The sequence below is a fragment of the Pseudodesulfovibrio karagichevae genome (assembly GCF_041414475.1).
Taxonomy (GTDB): Bacteria; Desulfobacterota; Desulfovibrionia; order Desulfovibrionales; family Desulfovibrionaceae; genus Pseudodesulfovibrio; species Pseudodesulfovibrio karagichevae.
The window spans coordinates 1-17171 of the sequence record NZ_JBGLYH010000072.1; the positions used below are offsets into that span (position 1 = coordinate 1).

Genomic DNA, 17171 nt, shown 5'->3' on the forward strand with positions numbered 1-17171 from the left:
AGGGGATGGGGGTCCGGGGGAAGGGGAGGAAAAACCCTTTTCAAAGGGTTTTTCCTCCCCTTCCCCCGGCCGATCGCTGCTGTCCTCATCCGTAAGGCTCGAAGACTCGCCAACGGCCGGAGGCCCGGAGGCATCTTATCTCACGGCCTTGGTCAGGAAGCGGTCGAGTTGGTTGGTGAATTGTTGTTTGTCTTTGGGGCCGAGGGGGGCGGGGCCGCCGGGGGCGAGGTTGGCGGAGCGGAGTTCCTCCATGAGGTTTCGCATGCGCAGGAGGCCCTTGACGTTGTCCTCGGTGTAGAGTTCGCCGCGCGGGTTGAGGCCGGTGGCGCCCTTGGTGACGATGGCGTCGGCCAGGGGGATGTCGGCGGTGATGACCAGGTCGCCGGGGTTGACCATGCGGGCGATCTCGTCGTCGGCCACGTTGAAGCCCGCGCCCACGACGATGGTGTCGATGAGCGGCGAGGGCGGCACCCGGAGCGGGGTGTTGGCCACCAGGGTCAGCGGGACCTGGCGGCGCTGGGCGGCCTTGAACAGGATTTCCTTGACGGCGTTGGGGCAGGCGTCGGCGTCCACCCAGATGCGCAGGGCCATGGTCAGGCCTCCTGCCCGAGGATTTCCTTGACCCGGCCCACCTGGCCGTCGGTCAGGCGGACCTTGATGCCGTGCGGGTGGGTGGGCGACTTGGTCAGCAGCGTGGCGACCGTGCCCTCGGTCAGTGCGCCGGTGCGCTGGTCCTTCTTGAGCACGATGTTGACCCGCTGGCCGGGCCTGACGTCCTTGCGGTTTCTTCCGTCCATGTCTGGTTTCCTTCGGTGGATCATGGGGTTTCGGGAAGCCGCATCATGCGGGGCCGGGGCCGGTTTGTCCAGCCGCTACATGGGAATCTCCGCGTTCGGCTTCTCCAGGGCGCCGGGCATGTTGCGCAACCGGGTCAGGTATTCGGCGCTGAAGTCGATGGACAGCTCCACCCACAGGGGCAGATGGTCGCTGATCTGGAAGGTCCTCCAGGTCTGGAGGTAGTACGCCTTGAGTTCGGCGGGGTCGGCCAGCAGGGCGTCGAGCTTGGCGATGCGCTTGTCCTGAGCCGAGACGTCCCTGGATTTGGCCAGCCGTTCGGCGCGCTCGGCCGCGGCCTTGTCGATCTGGCCCCGGACCGTGGCCTCCACCGCTTCCCGGTAGTCGGGGAACTGGTCCTCGTTCATGACCGCCGAGAGCACGTCCAGGACGCCCTGGTTGCGCGAGGAGCGGGTCTGGCGGACCGTGCCCTTGCGCGGCAGCCAGGAAATCTGGTCGTAGAATCTGGTCTTGTCCATGTTGGAGCCCAGGTTGTTCTGCACGGCCTCGAACCCGTTGCGGACCAGCGCGTTGCCCGACGGGTCGCCCATGGCGTCGATGTTGAAGTCGCCCACCAGGATGTAGCTGCACGGCTCCTTTTCGGCGCGCTTGGCGATGTTGGCGGCCACGGCGTCGATCTCGGCCACGCGCCGGGCGTATTCCGGGGAGCCCTGGCTCTCCTTGCCGAAGTAGATGTGCACCGTGGTGAACAGGAAGCGGAACCAGCCCGCCTGGAACTCGCAGCCGAAGGGCGAGCGCGAGAGCTGCAACCGCTTGTCGCCGTGTTCGATCAGGTCCCTGACCGGCAGGACCATCTCTCCGGCCACGCCTTTGAAGCGGACCTTGGCCTTGTTGTAGAGGAACCCGAGCCGCTCCTGGTTGCCGCCGTCCTGTTCGGCCACGTCGGTGACCACGTAGTCCCAGCCCGGGCCGAGCAGGCGCATGAGCTGCTTGAGCGGGGTGAGGTCGCGGCAGATTTCCTGCACGGCCAGGACGTCGAAGGCCGAGACGACCTCGGCGATGAAGTACAGGGACTCCTTGATGCGCGGCCCGTGGCCGAAGCGGTTGTCGTCGAAGTTGCGGATGTTCCAGGTGCCGAGCACCAGGGTGTCGTGCAGGGTGGCCCCGGGCATGGCGTCCCGGGCGAGCTTGCGCAGGGCGCGCAGCCCGTCCACGGTGCGGCGGCGCATGTCCGCGGTCTCGTACTTGAGCGGCCAGTAGTTGATCATCTCGCCCCCTAGGCGAAAGGTGGCCGTCCGGGCGATCCCGGAGGGCGGGTATCACTTCGTCTGTATCCGGGAACAGGAAGGAGGGCAACCGGGGGCGTGTGAAAAAGAGGGAAAGCAGCCCGGAAAGCGGGCGTGCCGAAAGAGCGGTGCGGACCGCGAAGGGAACGGGAGAGAGGGGCGGCTACTGCCAGGAGCCCTTGCGGAAGCTGAAGATCTGGCGGTTGGGGATCACGGTCACCGGCTTGAACTCGGCTTTCTTGCAGGCGGCGGGCGATTCGGCCGTGGCCTCCATGATCAGCTCGCAGAAGCGCATGACGCCCACGAAGGGCACGGTCTTGGACGAAGAGCGGCTGACCTTGGTGACGATGGAGTCCATGTCTATGGCGTGGTAGCGGGCCAGGTAGGAGCCGTCGGCCTGCTTGATGATCTGCATATGGGCCCGGGTCATGCGGTGGTTGCGGTCCATGGACTGGGCCCTGACCCTGGCGAACCGGCTGAAGTCCGTGTTCTTGGTGACCAGCCCCTCATCGAGGTAGAGGGGCATGTTCTTGGTGTTGATCCGGGTGGTGGCGTCGCCGGGCGAGATGGCGGCGAGGTCCTGGGCCATGGCGGCCTGTTGGGAGGCCGCAAAAAAAGCCCCGGTCAGAAGCGCGGCCCCAAAGGCATACATGAAAAATTTGTGCATGGCGTTGATTCCTTCCAACCAGAGCAGGGGGTTGGGCGGCGGAGCGCCGCCCAACCACGTTTCATATACTCTTACTTGGTCTGGATATCAACCCTGCGGTTGAGCTTCCGGCCTTCCTTGGTGGCGTTGTCGTACTTGGGATTGAGTTCGCCGTAGCCCTTGGCCTCCAGACGGTCGGTGGCGATGCCGTTGCCGGTCAGCCACTTCATGACGGAATTGGCGCGGCGCTCGGACAGTCCCTGGTTGTAGACCTCGGTACCGGTGGAGTCGGTGTGGCCCGAGATCTCGTAGGTGGCGGACGGGTCTTCTTCCAGGATCATCTTGGCCTGTTCCAGCACGGGGATCATCTCATCGGTGATCTGGTACTTGTCGAAGCCGAAGTTCAGGTTGAAGGAGACCACTTCCTTGGCCGAGGCCGGGGCGGCCACGACGGGAGCCGGGGCCGGAGCGGGCTCGGCGACGTCGGCGTAGAAGACGTCCTTGGCGTATTTGTTCAGGGCGGTGGCGTCGGCGAAGGTCGCGCCGTCGGCGGGCACGGAGCAGGGGAAGGCGGCGCGGATGCCGTCGACCACGGCCTGGCCCTCGGGGGTCTCGGCGTAGCTGACCACGTGGACGCAGAGGTTGGAGCCGTGCTTTGCGTACAGGTTCTTGGCCACGGCCACCGGGTCGGCGCCGTAGTTGGACTCGCCGTCGGTGAAGATGATCAGCGCGGTCTTGCCGGACATCTTGCCGAGGATCGGGCTGACGTCGTCAAGGCCTGCGCCCATGGGGGTGCGGCGGTTGAAGATCTGGTAGTCGGAATCGATGCCGTTGACCGCGGCGGCCACGTTGGCGTCGGAATACGGCTTGGGCGAGCACTGCACCTCGAACGGGGCGAACAGGAGCACGGCCGAGTTGTAGTCCAGCGCCGGGATGGCGGCGTTCAGAGCCAGCATGTCGCTTTTGGCCTTATCAATCTTCTTGACGCCGTCGGCATTGCGCATGGCCATGGAACCGGATTGGTCGACGAAGAATATGAAGTTGTCGACTTTCTTGACCATCTTGGCGTTGGCGGTTGCGGCGAACGCGAAGGAGAAAGTCAACATCGCGGCCAGCGTGAACAAAAGCAGTTTTCTAGATTGTGTCATGATCTCACTCCTTTAGAGATTGTTGGCAAAATATGGTCCATCGCTCGGGGGGACCTGTTACCACTATATACGCAAAACAGGGGTACCCCGCAAGTGTGCTTATCCCGTAAGATATCAGAATGCCGGGCCCTGTCCAGGGAAAGAGCCGGTTCTTGCGGTTGCGTCTCGACCTTGAACACAGTATGTAGAAGCGTTTACGCCCCCGGGGCGTCATCGAGGCAGCAAGGAGTAGCCATGTACATAGTCACCGGCGGCGCGGGTTTCATCGGCAGCGCCATGGTCTGGAAGCTCAACCAGATGGGCATTGACGACATTCTGGTGGTCGACAACCTGTCCACCAGCGAGAAGTGGAACAACCTCGTGGGGCTCAAGTATCAGGATTACCTGCACCGCGACCAGTTCCTCAAGTTCATCCTCGAGGGCGAGGACCCGTTCGAGACCGAGGCGGTCGTCCACATGGGCGCCTGCTCCTCGACCACGGAGCTCGACGCGGACTTCCTCATGGAGAACAACTACCGCTATACCCAATACGTCTGCCGGTTCTGCATGGGCCACAACGCGCGGTTCATCAACGCCTCGTCCGCGGCCACCTATGGCAACGGCGAGTTCGGCTTCGACGACGACGAGGACGGCATCGACAGGCTGCGCCCCCTGAACATGTACGGCTACTCCAAGCAGCTCTTCGACCTCTGGGCCAAGGACGCCGGAATCCTCGACCAGATCGTTTCCCTCAAGTTCTTCAACGTGTTCGGTCCCAACGAGTACCACAAGGACGACATGAAGTCGGTCATCTGCAAGGCCCACTCCCAGATCCTCGAGACCGGCAAGCTCAAGCTGTTCAAGTCCTACCGCGAGGAGTACCCCCACGGCGGCCAAAAGCGCGACTTCGTCTACATCAAGGACTGCGTGGACATCATGGCCTGGTTCCTGGAGCACCGCGACAAGGGCGGCATCTTCAACGTCGGTACGGGAACTGCAAGGACCTGGAATGATTTGGCGAATGCGGTCTTTTCCGCCATGAATCGCGAACCGGTGATCGAATACATCCCGATGCCTGAGGCGATCCGTGATAAATATCAATACTTTACCCAGGCAAACATGGATAAGCTCAAGGCGGCGGGCTGCACCGTCAAAATGACGAGCCTGGAGGATGGGGCCAAGGATTACGTCCAAAATTATTTGGACAGGGACGACAGGTACCTCCGGTCCCGGTAGCCGAAGGACTATTTCTTGAAACGCAAGCTTTCGCGCATATCGCTGGCCGCCGGGGTGATCCTCATCCTGTCGCTGTGCCTGCCGTGGACGATCATCGGCAAGACGCCCGACCGGAACAAGGTCAGGAAGTACGTGCCGGATGCGCCCGTGCAGACGCCCGAACAGGACGAATGGACCTTCTCGGCCGACCGGGTGGTGGGCGACCACACCAGCGAGTACGTCGAGGCCTTCGGCAACGTCTCCCTGAGCCTCGGCGAGAACCAGCTGCGCGCCGACTTCGCGCGCTACTACCAGGCCACGGGCTGGGTCTTTCTCAAGGGCAACATCCGGGCCCACTGGGGCGGCGACTTCCTCCAGGCCGACGAGGGCGAGTTCGACCTGACCAACATGACGGGCTGGCTCAAGAACGGCAAGCTGTTCATGGCCAAGCCGCACATCTACGTCGAGGCCGAGCGCGTGGGCAAGTCCGTGGGCGACTCCTACACTTTCAAGAACGCCAAGGTGACCTCCTGCTCCGGGGAGAAACCGGCCTGGTCCGTGACCTCCGGGGAGGGCGACGTCACCCTGGACGGCAGCGTCCGACTGTACCACTCGGCCTTCCGCATCAAGGACGTGCCGGTCTTCTACTGGCCATACATGGTCCTGCCCGGCCGGGGCCCCCGGCAGTCCGGCTTCCTGATGCCCTACTTCTCCACGTCGGATAAACTCGGCCTGCAGGTCAACCTGCCGTACTACTGGGTCATCAACGACGAGATGGACGCCACCTTCTACCAGAACTACATGAGCAAACGCGGCTACATGCAGGGCGTCGAGTTCCGGCACGCCGAGGACGCCTCGTCCCGTGGGCTGTGGCAGGCGGACGTCATGAACGACAATATCCGGGCGTCCACCGAGGCCGACGAGTGGAAGGACTACCGGGACGACGGCCTGACCCGCAAGAACCGCGACCGCTGGTGGGTGCGCGGCAAGTACGACGGCTGGCTGGGCAGCCCGCAGTGGAAGATCAAGCTCGACCTGGACCTGGTCTCGGACCAGAACTACCTGCGTGACTTCCAGCATGGCCCCAACGGGTACGAGAAGACCCGCGAGGAGTTCCTGGACGTGTTCGGCCGCGACATCGAGAAAAAGGACTCCCTGGACCGGCTGAACAAGGCGTACGTCAGCCGCAGCTGGGACCGCTTCGGCGTGGTCGGCTTCACCCAGTACGACCAGAACCTGGCCTACATGAACGGCAACAAGCCGAGCAGCGAGAATCCGACCGTCCAGATCCTGCCCGAGCTGAACGCCTACGCCTGGCAGCAGTCCCTGGGCGCCGGGCTCGAAGGGGCCGTGGACGCCAAGTACGACTATTTCCATCGCGAATACGGCGACTCGGGCCACCGCGCGATCATTTCGCCCGAGCTGAAATATCCCCTGAAGAGCCGCTACCTGACGGTCATCCCGTCGGTGTCCATGCAGGCGACCGCCTACTCCCTGACCGATCACGAGGCCGCGGGCAATCTGAACGTGGTCGGCACCGACGGCCGCGACACGGTCATCGACACCACCAAGATCAAGGACGGCTTCCAGACCAGGACCCTCTGGACCGGCGGGTTCACGGCCTTTTCGGAGATGACCCGGACCTTCTCCCTGGACGAGGCCCCCAAGGCGGACCCGAGCCTGGCCGGCACCTCCCGCTGGACCCGGCTGAAGAACTCGATCATCCCCCGGCTGGAGTACGCCTACAGGAACAACGTCACCGGCCAGGAGAAGCTCCCCTATTTCGACAGCGAGGACAGGGCGGAGGGCAGGAACAAGGTCACCTACTCCCTGACCAGCGTGCTGGACCGCCGCCGGGACAGCGTGGTCCTGTCGCCCGGCTCCGATGGCGAGCCCGCGGCCAGCGTGGCCCGCGACTACCTCGACTTCCTGACGTTCCGGCTGGAGCAGTCCTACGACATCCGCGAGTCCCAGCGCACGGACGAGCGCGACCGCTACGAGCGCAGGCCGTTTTCCGACATCATCGCCGAGCTGAAGGTCAAGCCCGCCAACTACGTGGACATCCTGACCCGCAATTGGTTCTCCCCGTACAAGGGCGACATGACCCAGAGCGAGAACACCATCCGGTTTTACAAGGACGGCCTGGGCGAGATCTCGGTGGGCTACGACTTCCTGCAGAGCATCGACGAGTACCAGCGCAACCGCGACAACGACATGTCCATCATCAAGTTCGGGGCCAAATGGCAGATCAACGACACCTACACCGTGGGGGTCAAATTCCGCCACGACTTCGTGGACGAGCAGGATCTGGAGCGGACCGTGTATCTCGACTGGGCCGCCGAGTGCTACACCCTGCATTTCCTCTACTCCCAGAAGCCCGGCGACAACCGCTTCGTGGTCGGCTTCGACCTGCTCAACTTCTAGGCCCCGGCCGGAACATTCCGGAAGGTTCCCGGGTTGCGCCGCCGCGCCCGATGCTTACATAGAGATGATATGAACGCATTGCCCGAAATCCGAGTGTTGCCGCCGGGGCTCAAGAACCAGATCGCCGCGGGCGAGGTGGTCGAGCGTCCGGCCAGCGTGGTCAAGGAACTGGTGGAGAACGGCCTGGACGCCGGGGCCACCCGCGTGGACGTGACCGTGGAGCAGGGCGGCCGCTCGCTCCTGGTGGTCCAGGACAACGGCACGGGCATCCCGGCGGACCAGCTGGAGCTGGCCGTGACCCGGCACGCCACCAGCAAGATCCGCGATTTTCACGATCTGTCCTCCATCGGCTCCTTCGGGTTCCGGGGGGAGGCGTTGCCGTCCATCGCCTCGGTCTCGCGCTTCACCATGACCTCCCGCGCCCAGGGCGCGGACGAGGCCGCCTTCATCGAGGTCCGCGCGGGCGAGGTCGCATCCAAGGGACCGGCGGCGCTCGCCTCGGGCACCCGCGTGGAGGTCCGCGACCTGTTCGCCGCCACCCCGGCCCGGCTCAAGTTTCTCAAGACCGAGTCCACCGAGAACCGCCGCTGCCAGGACGTGCTCATGCGCGTCTCCCTGGCTCACCTGTCCACCGGTTTTTCCCTGACCGTGGGCGGGCGCGAGCTCTTCCGCCTGCCCCCGGACCAGACCCTGGCCGACCGGCTGGCCGCGTTCTGGCCCCCGTCCGTGTGCCAGGGGCTTGCGCCCTTCGACTGCGGGCGCGACGGCTACCGCGCGCACGGCGTGGCGGGGTCGCCGAACACCGCCCAGGGACGCGGCGACCGCATCCTGCTCTACGTCAACGGCCGCCCGGTGCAGGACAAGCTCATGCTCTCGGCCGTGCGCCAGGCGTACAAGGGCATGCTCCTGTCCCGCGAGTACCCGCAGATGGTCCTGTTCCTGGACCTGCCGCGCGACGAGGTGGACGTGAACGTGCACCCGGCCAAGCTGGAGGTCCGCTTCATCGACGAGCGCCGCGTATTCTCGGCCATCCGCTCCGGCGTGCTCCAGGCCCTGTCCGACCCGGACGGGGTGATCCAGACCGGCTGCGCCGCGCCCGATCCGGACCGCCACCCCGCGCCGTCCGCCTTTGCCGGTTCCCCGGCCTACCGGGAGTCCGCTTCGGCCGGTTCGTCCGAGCCGTCCCGGTCCGCGCACCGGCCCGCCGCGTTCCAGGACGCGAAATTTTCCACCTACAGGGCGTTCACCGAGGACCGGGCGCGCGCCCTGGACCTGCCCGTGCCGCCCCCGGTTTCCCGCGACGGGGGTGGAGTTCCCGGCGGCCCGGCCGCGCCGTCCCTGGCCCGCGAGCCCGGGCCCGACGCCCTGCGGCCCGCCTCCCTGTCGGGCAGCGGCTACACCTATCTCGGCCAGATCGCGGACACCTACCTGGTCCTGCGCCGGGGGGCGGACCTGGAGCTGGTGGACCAGCACGCGGCCCACGAGCGCGTCCTGCTGGCGGCCATGCGCGAGCAACGCAAAAAGGGCGATTCCCAGCCCCTGGCCCTGGCCCTGGAGCTGCCCCTGCACCCCAGCGAGGCCGAGGTCCTGGCCGACCTGCGCGAGGATCTGCGGGCCATGGGGTTCGTCATCGAGCTGGACGGCCCGGCCAAGGCGTTGGTCCGGGGCATCCCTCCGACACTTGAAACCGGCGAGGCGCGGGAGTATCTCAAGGACGCCCTGGCGGAAAAGGCCAGGGGGCTGGACGACCTGTGGACCATGATGGCCTGCAAGACCGCCATCAAGGCCAATCAGCCGCTGGCCGTGGACGAGGCTCTTGCCCTGCTGGAGACCTGGCTGGCCACGCCAGAACGCGAGTTCTGCCCCCACGGCAGGCCCGTGGTCCTGCGCTGGACGCCTTCCGATCTCGAAAAACTGTTCAAGAGAAAGTGATGATAGACTACAATAAACTCCGCGTGCGTATCCGCCTGGAAAACCTGCGCCACAACTACCGCCTGTTCACCGAACTCCACGACAACGTCATCCCGGTCATCAAGTCCGACGCCTACGGCCACGGGCTGGTCGAGGTGGCCCGCGCCCTGGAACAGGACGGGGCCGAAACCTTTGCCGTGGGTTTCGTCCACGAGGCGGCCAAGCTGCGCGAATCCGGCTGCGAAAAGCGCATCATGGCCCTGCTCGGGCCCATCTCGGACGAGGACATCCAGTCCCTCTGGGACCACCGGATCATCACGCCCATCTCCCATTTCGCGCAGTTGAAGCGGGTCCTGGCCGCGGCCGAAAAGAACGGCCCGCTGGACATCGGGCTCAAGTTCGACACCGGCATGCGCCGCCTGGGATTTTTGCCCGACGAAGTGGACGAGGTCGCGGCCCTGCTCAAGGGCAGCCCCGTCACCCCGGTCATGGCCACCTCGCACCTGGCGCGGGCCGACGAGCCCGGCCGGGAAAAGGACGTGGCCATGCAGGCCCGGCGGTTCCAGGCCGCCCTGGACGGCCTGGCCCGCGCCGGATTCGAGGTCGAGGCCAACCTGGCCAACTCGGCGGGCGGCATGGCCCACGAGAACTGCCGCCTGGACTCCATGCGGCTGGGCATCAGCCTGTACGGCTGCGACCCCCTGGAGGGCGCGGGCGAGGAACGGTTGCCCGGCAAGCTCAAGCCCGCCATGGAGATCACGGCCCCGGTCATGCAGGTCCATCCGCTCAGGAAGGGCGAGTCCATCAGCTACGGCTGGACCTTCACCGCCGAGCGCGACTCCGTGGTGGCCATCATCGGCGTGGGCTATGCCGACAACTACAGCCGGGCCCTGTCCAACAAGGGCGAGATGGTCCTGCACGGCAAACGCGTGCCCATCCGGGGCCGGGTGTGCATGCAGATGACCGCGGTTGACGTGACCGAGCTTATGGGTGAAGGGAAAGAGGTCCTGCCGGGCGACGAGGCCTGGCTGCTGGGCGGACCGGGCGAGCGCCCCGTGACCCCCGAAGACCTGGCCGAATGGGGCAACACCATCACCTACGAGGCCTTCTGCCTGCTCGGGCAGAACCGGCGCGAGTACGTGTAGATTTTTTCGACCGCTAACGAACAACGAGAGGCCGCCGCGCATGCGCGGACTGGCGGCCGGGGAGCAAGGATATGCCTGCTGTGCAAGACGATGAATGGGTCGTGGCCGAGAGCTATCCCGTCAGGGAGATGGAAGCCAACGGCGTGACCCCGGAGTGGGTCGAGGGCAAGTGGCTGGACGTGGCCGAGGACATGGCCCTCATTCCGGAGAACAACGTGCGCCTCATTGTGGAAAACGGGGTCTGCCGCGTGGAGGTCTCCACCTACCTCATGGAGTGCGTGCGCGGCTTCTAGCCGCCCCGCGCCAAGCGAGTTTCGGGCCCGGCCCGGCGTCCAGGAGTTCCTGCCCGCCGGTCCGGGCCTTTTGCGCGTCCGGAGCGGCGGCCGGCCATGTTGTCGGCCACGACGGCGCCGGGGATTCCTCCCGGCTTCCGGCGCGAGTGCCGACACCGCGTGAGCGCCGCTTAATCCAATGAAAACATCGTAATGCGGGACGCGTTCACGGATCTCTGTCGAGCGCAACCGGCTTATTTCACTGCATTTTTCCCTGCGCTTGCCGGACGCTTTTGTCACGTAACTGTAACAATTGGAAACATTACATTTCGGTTACGATTGTGTTACACAGCGCACGCGTTCGGCGAAAAAGGTACTTGATCGCGTCGAGCAACAATGAAACCGCTGAACGCGCCATCTAAGGACGAAGCAATGAAACTGCGCTCTTTTCAGATGCGGATACTGCTGTGGACCTGGGGACTCCTCCTCATGGCCATGGCCGTGGTCTTCTTCTACTCCACGAGCATCGTGGGCGACGAGCTGGTCACCGAGGCGGAGATCCGCACGCACCACCAGATCGAAGCCATCGAATGGCTCATCCAGGACCACTCGCTGTTCGAGTCCGAACAGGATTTCGCGGAGTGGCTGGACGCGCTGGCCTTCAAGCTCAATTCCCGAATCACCTACATCGTGGGCGGCAAGGTGGTGGCCGATTCCGAGGTGCCCTTCGCCGAACTCGGCACCATGGACGACCACAGCCACCGGCCCGAGGTTTTGTCCGCCCTCAAGACCGGCTGGGGCGTGAACGTGCGCCACTCCGACACCCTGGACAAGGACATGCTCTACGTAGCCCGGAAGTTTCCGGGCGTGCCCGCAGTGGACGCGGGCATCCTGCGCATGGCCGTGCCGTTCTCCCACGTCAGCGCGCGGCTCGACCTGCTGCGCACCAACCTGATCTGGCTCTTCCTGGGCACCCTGGCCGTGGCCGTGCTCCTGAGCGTGATCATGTCCCGCAACATGGGCCGCGACATCCGGGCCTTTTCCGAACTGGCCCGGTCCATCGGCGAGGGCGACTACTCCAAAAGGCTGCGCGTCCTGCCCGGCGGGGAGTTCAAGCCCCTGGCCCAGTCGGTCAACGCCATGGCCCAGTCCATCGAGCGCAACATCGAGCTCATCCAGGATCAGAAGGGCCAGCTGCAGGCCGTGTTCGGCGGCATGCGCGAGGGCGTGCTCACCCTGGATTCCAACGGGCGCATCGAATCCTTCAACGCCGCCCTGGACGAGATGTTCAACCTGCCCTCCACCACCGTGGGCCGTTCGCCCATCGAGGTCATCCGCCGCTTCGAGATCCAGGACCTGGTGGACCGGGTCATCGCCGAGCCCGAGGCCGGACCCCGGTCCATCCAGATCGACATCATGGACACGCGCACCGTCGAGGTCACGGCCGAGCGGTTCCTGGACCAGAACGGGGTGCGCAAGGTCATCCTGGTCTTCTACGACATCACCGAAATGAAGCGCAGCGAGAAGGGGCTCAAGGACTTCGTGGCCAACGCCTCCCATCAGCTGCGCACGCCGCTGACCTCCATCAAGGGGTACACCGAGACCCTGCTGGACATGCCGCCCGACGACCCGGAGGCGGCGCACAGATTTCTGGAGATCGTGCTCAAGAACGCGGATCACATGGACAAGGTCATCTCCAGCATGCTGGCCCTGGCCAAGTCCGAGCAGGCCGGGAAGCGGCTCAAGCTGGTGCCCCTGTCCGGCCGCGAGCACCTGTCCAGGGCCATCGACGACCTGGCCCTGTGGGCCGGGGAGCGGGGGATCACCTTCCGCACCCGCACCCCGGAGGACGAGATGATGGTCATGGGCGAGACCGACGGGCTGCTGCACGTCTTCCACAATCTGCTCAACAACGCGGTCAAGTACAGCCCCGAGGGCGGCAAGATCACGGTCAGCGCCGAGGACGACGGCGAGTCCATCGTCTTCTGCGTGGAGGACCAGGGGCCGGGCATTTCCAGGGAACACTCCACCAAGGTGTTCGAGCGCTTCTATCGCGTGGACGAGAACACCATCGACGGGTCGGGCAGCGCCGGGCTGGGCCTGGCCATCTGCCGCCGCATCGTCAAGAACCTGGGCGGCGACATCTGGCACGACGGCTACGGCGAAGACGTGCGGGGCGCACGCTTCTGCTTCCGCCTGAACAAGCCGGGGGAAACGGCTTTGTAGGCAACGGCAACCTCTAACCAATTCCCTCGGAAGAGGGTCGATACGATGGATATTTACGATCTGTTTCTATACATGTCCGTGGGGGCCGGGTTCCTCATGGCGTTCAACCTGGGGGCCAACGACGTGGCCAACTCCATGGCCTCGGCCGTGGGGGCCAGGGCCATCACGGTCAAGCAGGCCGTGCTCATCGCGGGCGTCCTGAACTTCGTGGGCGCGGTCTTCCTCGGCTCGCACGTGACCGCGACCATCAGCAAGGGGATCATCAATCCCGACGTCATCTCGGACCCCAAGCTGATCATGATCGGCATGTTCGCCTCGCTCCTGGCCGCCGGGCTGTGGGTCCTGGTGGCCACGCTGACTTCGCTGCCGGTCTCGTCCACGCACTCCATCGTCGGGGCCATCACCGGATTCGGCCTGGTGGCGGGCGGCCCGGACGTCGTCAACTGGCTCAAGATGGGCGGCATCGTCCTGTCCTGGATCATCTCCCCGTTCTTCGCCGCGGCCATCGCCTATTTCATCTTCACCCACATCCGAAAATATATCCTGTACAAGCGCCACTTCATCCAGCAGGCCAAGAAATGGGCGCCCATCTGGGTGGCCATCACCCTGTCCATGATCTCCCTGTCCTTCCTGTACAAGACCCCGGCGGGCAAGGCGCTCGGCCTGCACTGGACGGGCTCGCTGGCCATCGCCGCGGCTCTGTCCTTCGCGGCCTGGGCCGTGGCCCGTCACTACGTGTCCAAGTTCGTGCTGGACGCGGAGGAGGGCGCCGAGGGCGTGGAGCGGATCTTCCGCAAGATGCAGGTCGGCACGTCCTGCTACGTGGCCCTGTCCCAGGGCGCCAACGACGTGGCCAACGCCATCGGCCCGGTGGCGGCCATCTACCTCATCGCCAAGGAGCACATGCTTTTGGCCAAGGCCGAGGTCCCGTGGCCCATGCTCGTCCTGGGCGGCTTCGGCATCGCCGTGGGCATCGCCGTGCTCGGCCACAAGGTCATGGCCACCGTGGGTGAGAAGATCACCACCCTGACCAACACGCGCGGTTTTGCCGTTGACTTCGGGGCTGCCTCCACCGTATTGGTCGCCTCCAATCTCGGCCTGCCGGTGTCCACCACGCATGCGGCGGTGGGCGGCGTGGTCGGCGTGGGCCTGGCGCGCGGCTTCTCGGCCGTGGATTTCCGGGTCCTGCTGCGCATCGTCGCCTACTGGGTGGCCACCGTTCCCATCGCGGCCCTGACCAGCATAGTAATCTTTGTGCTGCTCAAATGGTTGTGTTACAGCTAGGTTACAACAATAATCGCAACAACCCTTTTCAGTAGAGGTCACCATATGACATTGAGAATTCCCTTTTTCGGCCTGCTCGGCAGCCGCTCCCCCATGGAAGGGCTGGTCGAGCACTATGACAAGATCGCCGAGTGCATCGCCGCCATCGACGAATCCCTCGAGTGCTACGTGTCCGGCGGGGTGTGCCGCGAGTTCAAGGAGTTGACCAAGGCCGTGGACGAGATCGAGAACCACGCCGACTCCATCAAGCGCAACATCCGCAACCACCTGCCCAAGGGCTTGTTCATGGCCGTGGAGAAGCACCTGTTCCTGTCCTACACCAAGAGCCAGGACAACGTGCTCGACGCGGCCCAGGACGCCCTGCACTGGCTGGCCATGCGCCCGGTGGCCATCCCCGAGGACGTCCAGAAGGAAATGATCTACCTCCTGGATTCCGTGGCCAAGTGCACCGTGCTCCTCGGCCCGGCGCTCAAGTCCACCATCACCCTGCTCAACGGCGAGTCCCTGGACCGCGAGGGCACCAAGGAGTGCTACCGCAAGGTCCGCAGGGAGCGCGACGAGGTCCGCCGCCGCAAGAACGACCTGCAGACGAAAATTTACGACAAGGACATCGACTTCAAGGACATCTACCAGCTGCTGCACTTCGTGGACTGCCTCGACAACATGGGGCACAACACCGAGAACTGCGCCGAGCTGCTGCGCTCCATGATCGCCCGATAGTCCGGAACGGCGCGCCGTCCGCGCCCCTCCCGCGAATGGAAAAAGGCCCGACGCCATGCGCCGGGCCTTTTTACGTCCTCTCTTTGGAACTCCGCCTCGCGCCTAGCGCTTGGGCATGGTCACCTGGATTTCCACGGGCTTGTCCTTGGGCCAGGAAAGGGGATCGATGCGCGTGCTGCCGGAAAAGAGCACCTGCCCCTTGAGCACGATGCGCGCCGAGAGCGCGTAGTGCAACTGGGCGATGATCCTGCCGGGGTCGTACCGCAGGACCGCCTTGAAGGGCGGCGCGGCCTTGACCGGCAGGAAGGCGTTGCCCACGCCGTTGTCTTCGGGGTTGAGCTGGGAGATGTTCTGAAGCTCCACGAACAGGACGCAGCCCGGCGGCAGCAGCATGCGCTCGCGGTAGAAGACCGTGACCTTGAGGGCGGCCTTTCCGTCCGACGGGCTGACGGACGCGGCGCTCTTCTCGGTCGAGGCGGCCGTGCAGCCGCCCAGGGCGGCCAGGATCAGGGCGACGGCCAGCAGGGCCGGGGCGGTGAGGACGGGTGTACGGTGCATGGCGACTCCATGTTTCCGGCATGCTACGCAATTTCGGCGCGGCACGCCAGTACCCCGGCCCATTTTTCGGGCGCGAAAAAAGTGTGTGGAAAAGTCTTGATATTGAGATTCAATTTCAATATGGTCTTTCCATGTCCGCCAACCGTGTTCCCGTTCCGCTCATGACGACCGCTCCAGAAGGCGCGGGCTCTGTTTACATCCAAGGCCGATGTACCGGCCGGTCCGCGCCTGGCGCGGCCGGAGAACATCCAACCCAAGGAGAAACAGATGAGCGAGCTCAAGAAACTCGGCGCCCTCAACCGCGAAGGCATGCGCGCCTGCAATGATGGCCGTCCCGGCGACGCCCTGTTCCAGCTGACCCAGGCCGACAGCCTGGCCCGGGCCATGAATTCGCCCCTGCACGAGGCCAAGGTGCGCAACAACATGGCCCTGGTCTACCAGATGTCCGGCAAATACGAGGAGGCCCGCGTCAGCTTCCGCATCGCGGCCGGACGGGCCGTGGAGGGCGGCGGCGAAGGCAACGTCCTGCACCGGGTCATCATGCGCAACCTCGACGCCCTGACCGCCCTGGCCCAAGGCAGGGCCGCCTGACCATGAACTCTTCCCGCCTGGCCCCGGCAGCGGCCCGTCCGCTGCCGGGGCCTTCCATATCCTGCCCGGACCCGAACCATTTCGTGACCACGGCCCTGCACCAGTTCGCCGAGTCCCTGGGCAACGCCATCGACGCCAAGGACCCGCACACCTCCATGCACTCCGACGAGGTGGCCGAGGTCGCCCGCGCCCTGGCCCTGGCCATGGGACTGACTCCGAGCCAGGCCGCCGTCATCCACGTGGCCGGCCACCTCCACGACATCGGCAAGATCGGCGTGCCCGACGCGGTGCTCAAGAAACAGGGTCCCCTGACCACCGCCGAATGGCGGGCCGTCCGCAACCACCCCGAGGCCGGGGCCGCCATCCTCGCGCCCGTGACGGCCCTCAGCCGCCTCGGCGTGGTCGCCATGGTCCTCCACCACCACGAACGCTGGGACGGCAAGGGCTATCCCCACGGCCTCAAGGGCGCGGCCATCCCGCTCGGCGCGCGCATCATCAGCGTGGCCGACACCCTGTCCGCCATGCTCCAGAACCGCCCCTACCGCGCCGCCCTCGACATCGACCTCGCTCGCCGCGAAATAGAACGCGGCGCAGGCACCCAGTTCGACCCCGCCGTGGTGGCCGCCTTCCGCCGCGCGTCCGGCAAGATCCTCCGCTTGGTCAGGCCTGCCCCGGATGCGGCGGCAGGGGATGATGATGCCTCCGGCGGCCGGGGCCCCGCCCCGGACCCCGCTCAAGAACCTTTTGGAAAAGGCTCTTGAGAATCTCCAAAACTTTTTGTGTGCCTTCGGCAGGCGCGTGGGCAAGGGATATGGAGAAGGCCACGTATTGAAACATTGGGAGAAAAAGCAAACAGTCCGTGGCCGCACATCCCGCGAAGCGGCAATAAAAAGTTTAGGAAGGAAAGGGGGATGGGGGTCCGGGGGAAGGGGGAAAGGGAAGCCCTTTTCAAAGGGTTCCCTTTCCCCCTT

At 65.1% G+C, this 17171-nt stretch carries 16 protein-coding genes; 10 read left to right on the top strand and 6 right to left on the bottom strand.

Going from position 1 to position 17171, the window contains the following annotated elements:
* Positions 1-135 precede the first annotated feature (135 nt).
* The 5 genes from AB6M95_RS17185 to AB6M95_RS17205 all read right to left on the bottom strand — a co-directional run bounded on the left by AB6M95_RS17185 (position 136) and on the right by AB6M95_RS17205 (position 3875).
* Complete coding sequence (locus AB6M95_RS17185) at positions 136-585, bottom strand: YaiI/YqxD family protein (protein WP_371387991.1); 450 nt, start codon at positions 583-585, stop codon at positions 136-138.
* Positions 586-593: 8 nt separating this feature from the next.
* On the bottom strand, positions 594-797 hold the full coding sequence (locus AB6M95_RS17190; protein WP_371387976.1) for a YwbE family protein: 204 nt from the start codon (positions 795-797) through the stop codon (positions 594-596).
* 75 nt (positions 798-872) lie between these two features.
* Positions 873-2063, bottom strand: coding sequence for an endonuclease/exonuclease/phosphatase family protein (locus AB6M95_RS17195; RefSeq protein WP_371387977.1), 1191 nt, complete (start codon positions 2061-2063; stop codon positions 873-875).
* Positions 2064-2244: 181 nt separating this feature from the next.
* Complete coding sequence (locus AB6M95_RS17200; RefSeq protein WP_371387978.1) at positions 2245-2748, bottom strand: hypothetical protein; 504 nt, start codon at positions 2746-2748, stop codon at positions 2245-2247.
* A 71-nt stretch (positions 2749-2819) separates the two neighbouring features.
* Entirely contained in the window at positions 2820-3875 is a 1056-nt protein-coding gene (locus tag AB6M95_RS17205) for an OmpA family protein (RefSeq protein WP_371387979.1), read from the bottom strand.
* Between the two features lie 234 nt (positions 3876-4109).
* On the opposite strand from AB6M95_RS17205, the gene rfaD reads away from it, so the two are divergent.
* The 8 genes from rfaD (at position 4110) to AB6M95_RS17245 (ending at position 15051) form a co-directional block, all read left to right on the top strand.
* Positions 4110-5090, top strand: a complete 981-nt coding sequence (gene rfaD, locus AB6M95_RS17210; RefSeq protein ID WP_371387980.1) for an ADP-glyceromanno-heptose 6-epimerase — start codon at positions 4110-4112, stop codon at positions 5088-5090.
* A gap of 15 nt (positions 5091-5105) precedes the next feature.
* On the top strand, positions 5106-7493 hold the full coding sequence (locus AB6M95_RS17215) for an LPS-assembly protein LptD (RefSeq protein WP_371387981.1): 2388 nt from the start codon (positions 5106-5108) through the stop codon (positions 7491-7493).
* A gap of 69 nt (positions 7494-7562) precedes the next feature.
* Complete coding sequence (gene mutL / locus AB6M95_RS17220; RefSeq protein ID WP_371387982.1) at positions 7563-9425, top strand: DNA mismatch repair endonuclease MutL; 1863 nt, start codon at positions 7563-7565, stop codon at positions 9423-9425.
* Entirely contained in the window at positions 9425-10549 is a 1125-nt protein-coding gene (alr, locus tag AB6M95_RS17225) for an alanine racemase (protein ID WP_371387983.1), read from the top strand. Before mutL ends, alr begins: the two co-directional genes overlap by 1 nt.
* Positions 10550-10620: 71 nt before the next feature.
* A complete protein-coding gene (locus tag AB6M95_RS17230) occupies positions 10621-10842 on the top strand; it encodes a hypothetical protein (protein WP_371387984.1) in 222 nt (73 codons plus the stop codon).
* A gap of 411 nt (positions 10843-11253) precedes the next feature.
* Complete coding sequence (locus AB6M95_RS17235; RefSeq protein ID WP_371387985.1) at positions 11254-13047, top strand: HAMP domain-containing sensor histidine kinase; 1794 nt, start codon at positions 11254-11256, stop codon at positions 13045-13047.
* A 45-nt stretch (positions 13048-13092) separates the two neighbouring features.
* Positions 13093-14331 carry an inorganic phosphate transporter gene (locus tag AB6M95_RS17240; protein WP_371387986.1) on the top strand — a complete coding sequence of 413 codons (1239 nt, stop codon included), beginning with the start codon at positions 13093-13095 and terminating at the stop codon, positions 14329-14331.
* A gap of 45 nt (positions 14332-14376) precedes the next feature.
* Positions 14377-15051, top strand: a complete 675-nt coding sequence (locus AB6M95_RS17245) for a DUF47 domain-containing protein (protein ID WP_371387987.1) — start codon at positions 14377-14379, stop codon at positions 15049-15051.
* Between the two features lie 102 nt (positions 15052-15153).
* Here AB6M95_RS17245 and AB6M95_RS17250 read toward each other — a convergent pair whose 3' ends face one another.
* A complete protein-coding gene (locus AB6M95_RS17250) occupies positions 15154-15609 on the bottom strand; it encodes a YbaY family lipoprotein (protein ID WP_371387988.1) in 456 nt (151 codons plus the stop codon).
* Between the two features lie 267 nt (positions 15610-15876).
* On the opposite strand from AB6M95_RS17250, the gene AB6M95_RS17255 reads away from it, so the two are divergent.
* Both AB6M95_RS17255 and AB6M95_RS17260 read left to right on the top strand, forming a co-directional pair.
* Positions 15877-16200 carry a tetratricopeptide repeat protein gene (locus tag AB6M95_RS17255; RefSeq protein WP_371387989.1) on the top strand — a complete coding sequence of 108 codons (324 nt, stop codon included), beginning with the start codon at positions 15877-15879 and terminating at the stop codon, positions 16198-16200.
* A 2-nt stretch (positions 16201-16202) separates the two neighbouring features.
* Positions 16203-16961 (top strand): HD-GYP domain-containing protein, encoded by a 759-nt coding sequence (locus AB6M95_RS17260; protein ID WP_371387990.1) that lies wholly within the window; start codon positions 16203-16205, stop codon positions 16959-16961.
* Positions 16962-17171: the final 210 nt, after the last annotated feature.

What these genes read in the sequence shown, in the direction of transcription:
- AB6M95_RS17190 (WP_371387976.1), bottom strand. Translation starts at nt 797, where the DNA reads ATGGACGGAAGAAACCGCAAGGACGTCAGGCCCGGCCAGCGGGTCAAC.
- AB6M95_RS17195 (WP_371387977.1), bottom strand. Translation starts at nt 2,063, where the DNA reads ATGATCAACTACTGGCCGCTCAAGTACGAGACCGCGGACATGCGCCGC.
- AB6M95_RS17200 (WP_371387978.1), bottom strand. Translation starts at nt 2,748, where the DNA reads ATGCACAAATTTTTCATGTATGCCTTTGGGGCCGCGCTTCTGACCGGG.
- AB6M95_RS17205 (WP_371387979.1), bottom strand. Translation starts at nt 3,875, where the DNA reads ATGACACAATCTAGAAAACTGCTTTTGTTCACGCTGGCCGCGATGTTG.
- rfaD (WP_371387980.1), top strand. Translation starts at nt 4,110, where the DNA reads ATGTACATAGTCACCGGCGGCGCGGGTTTCATCGGCAGCGCCATGGTC.
- mutL (WP_371387982.1), top strand. Translation starts at nt 7,563, where the DNA reads ATGAACGCATTGCCCGAAATCCGAGTGTTGCCGCCGGGGCTCAAGAAC.
- alr (WP_371387983.1), top strand. Translation starts at nt 9,425, where the DNA reads ATGATAGACTACAATAAACTCCGCGTGCGTATCCGCCTGGAAAACCTG.
- AB6M95_RS17230 (WP_371387984.1), top strand. Translation starts at nt 10,621, where the DNA reads ATGCCTGCTGTGCAAGACGATGAATGGGTCGTGGCCGAGAGCTATCCC.
- AB6M95_RS17235 (WP_371387985.1), top strand. Translation starts at nt 11,254, where the DNA reads ATGAAACTGCGCTCTTTTCAGATGCGGATACTGCTGTGGACCTGGGGA.
- AB6M95_RS17240 (WP_371387986.1), top strand. Translation starts at nt 13,093, where the DNA reads ATGGATATTTACGATCTGTTTCTATACATGTCCGTGGGGGCCGGGTTC.
- AB6M95_RS17245 (WP_371387987.1), top strand. Translation starts at nt 14,377, where the DNA reads ATGACATTGAGAATTCCCTTTTTCGGCCTGCTCGGCAGCCGCTCCCCC.
- AB6M95_RS17250 (WP_371387988.1), bottom strand. Translation starts at nt 15,609, where the DNA reads ATGCACCGTACACCCGTCCTCACCGCCCCGGCCCTGCTGGCCGTCGCC.
- AB6M95_RS17255 (WP_371387989.1), top strand. Translation starts at nt 15,877, where the DNA reads ATGAGCGAGCTCAAGAAACTCGGCGCCCTCAACCGCGAAGGCATGCGC.
- AB6M95_RS17260 (WP_371387990.1), top strand. Translation starts at nt 16,203, where the DNA reads ATGAACTCTTCCCGCCTGGCCCCGGCAGCGGCCCGTCCGCTGCCGGGG.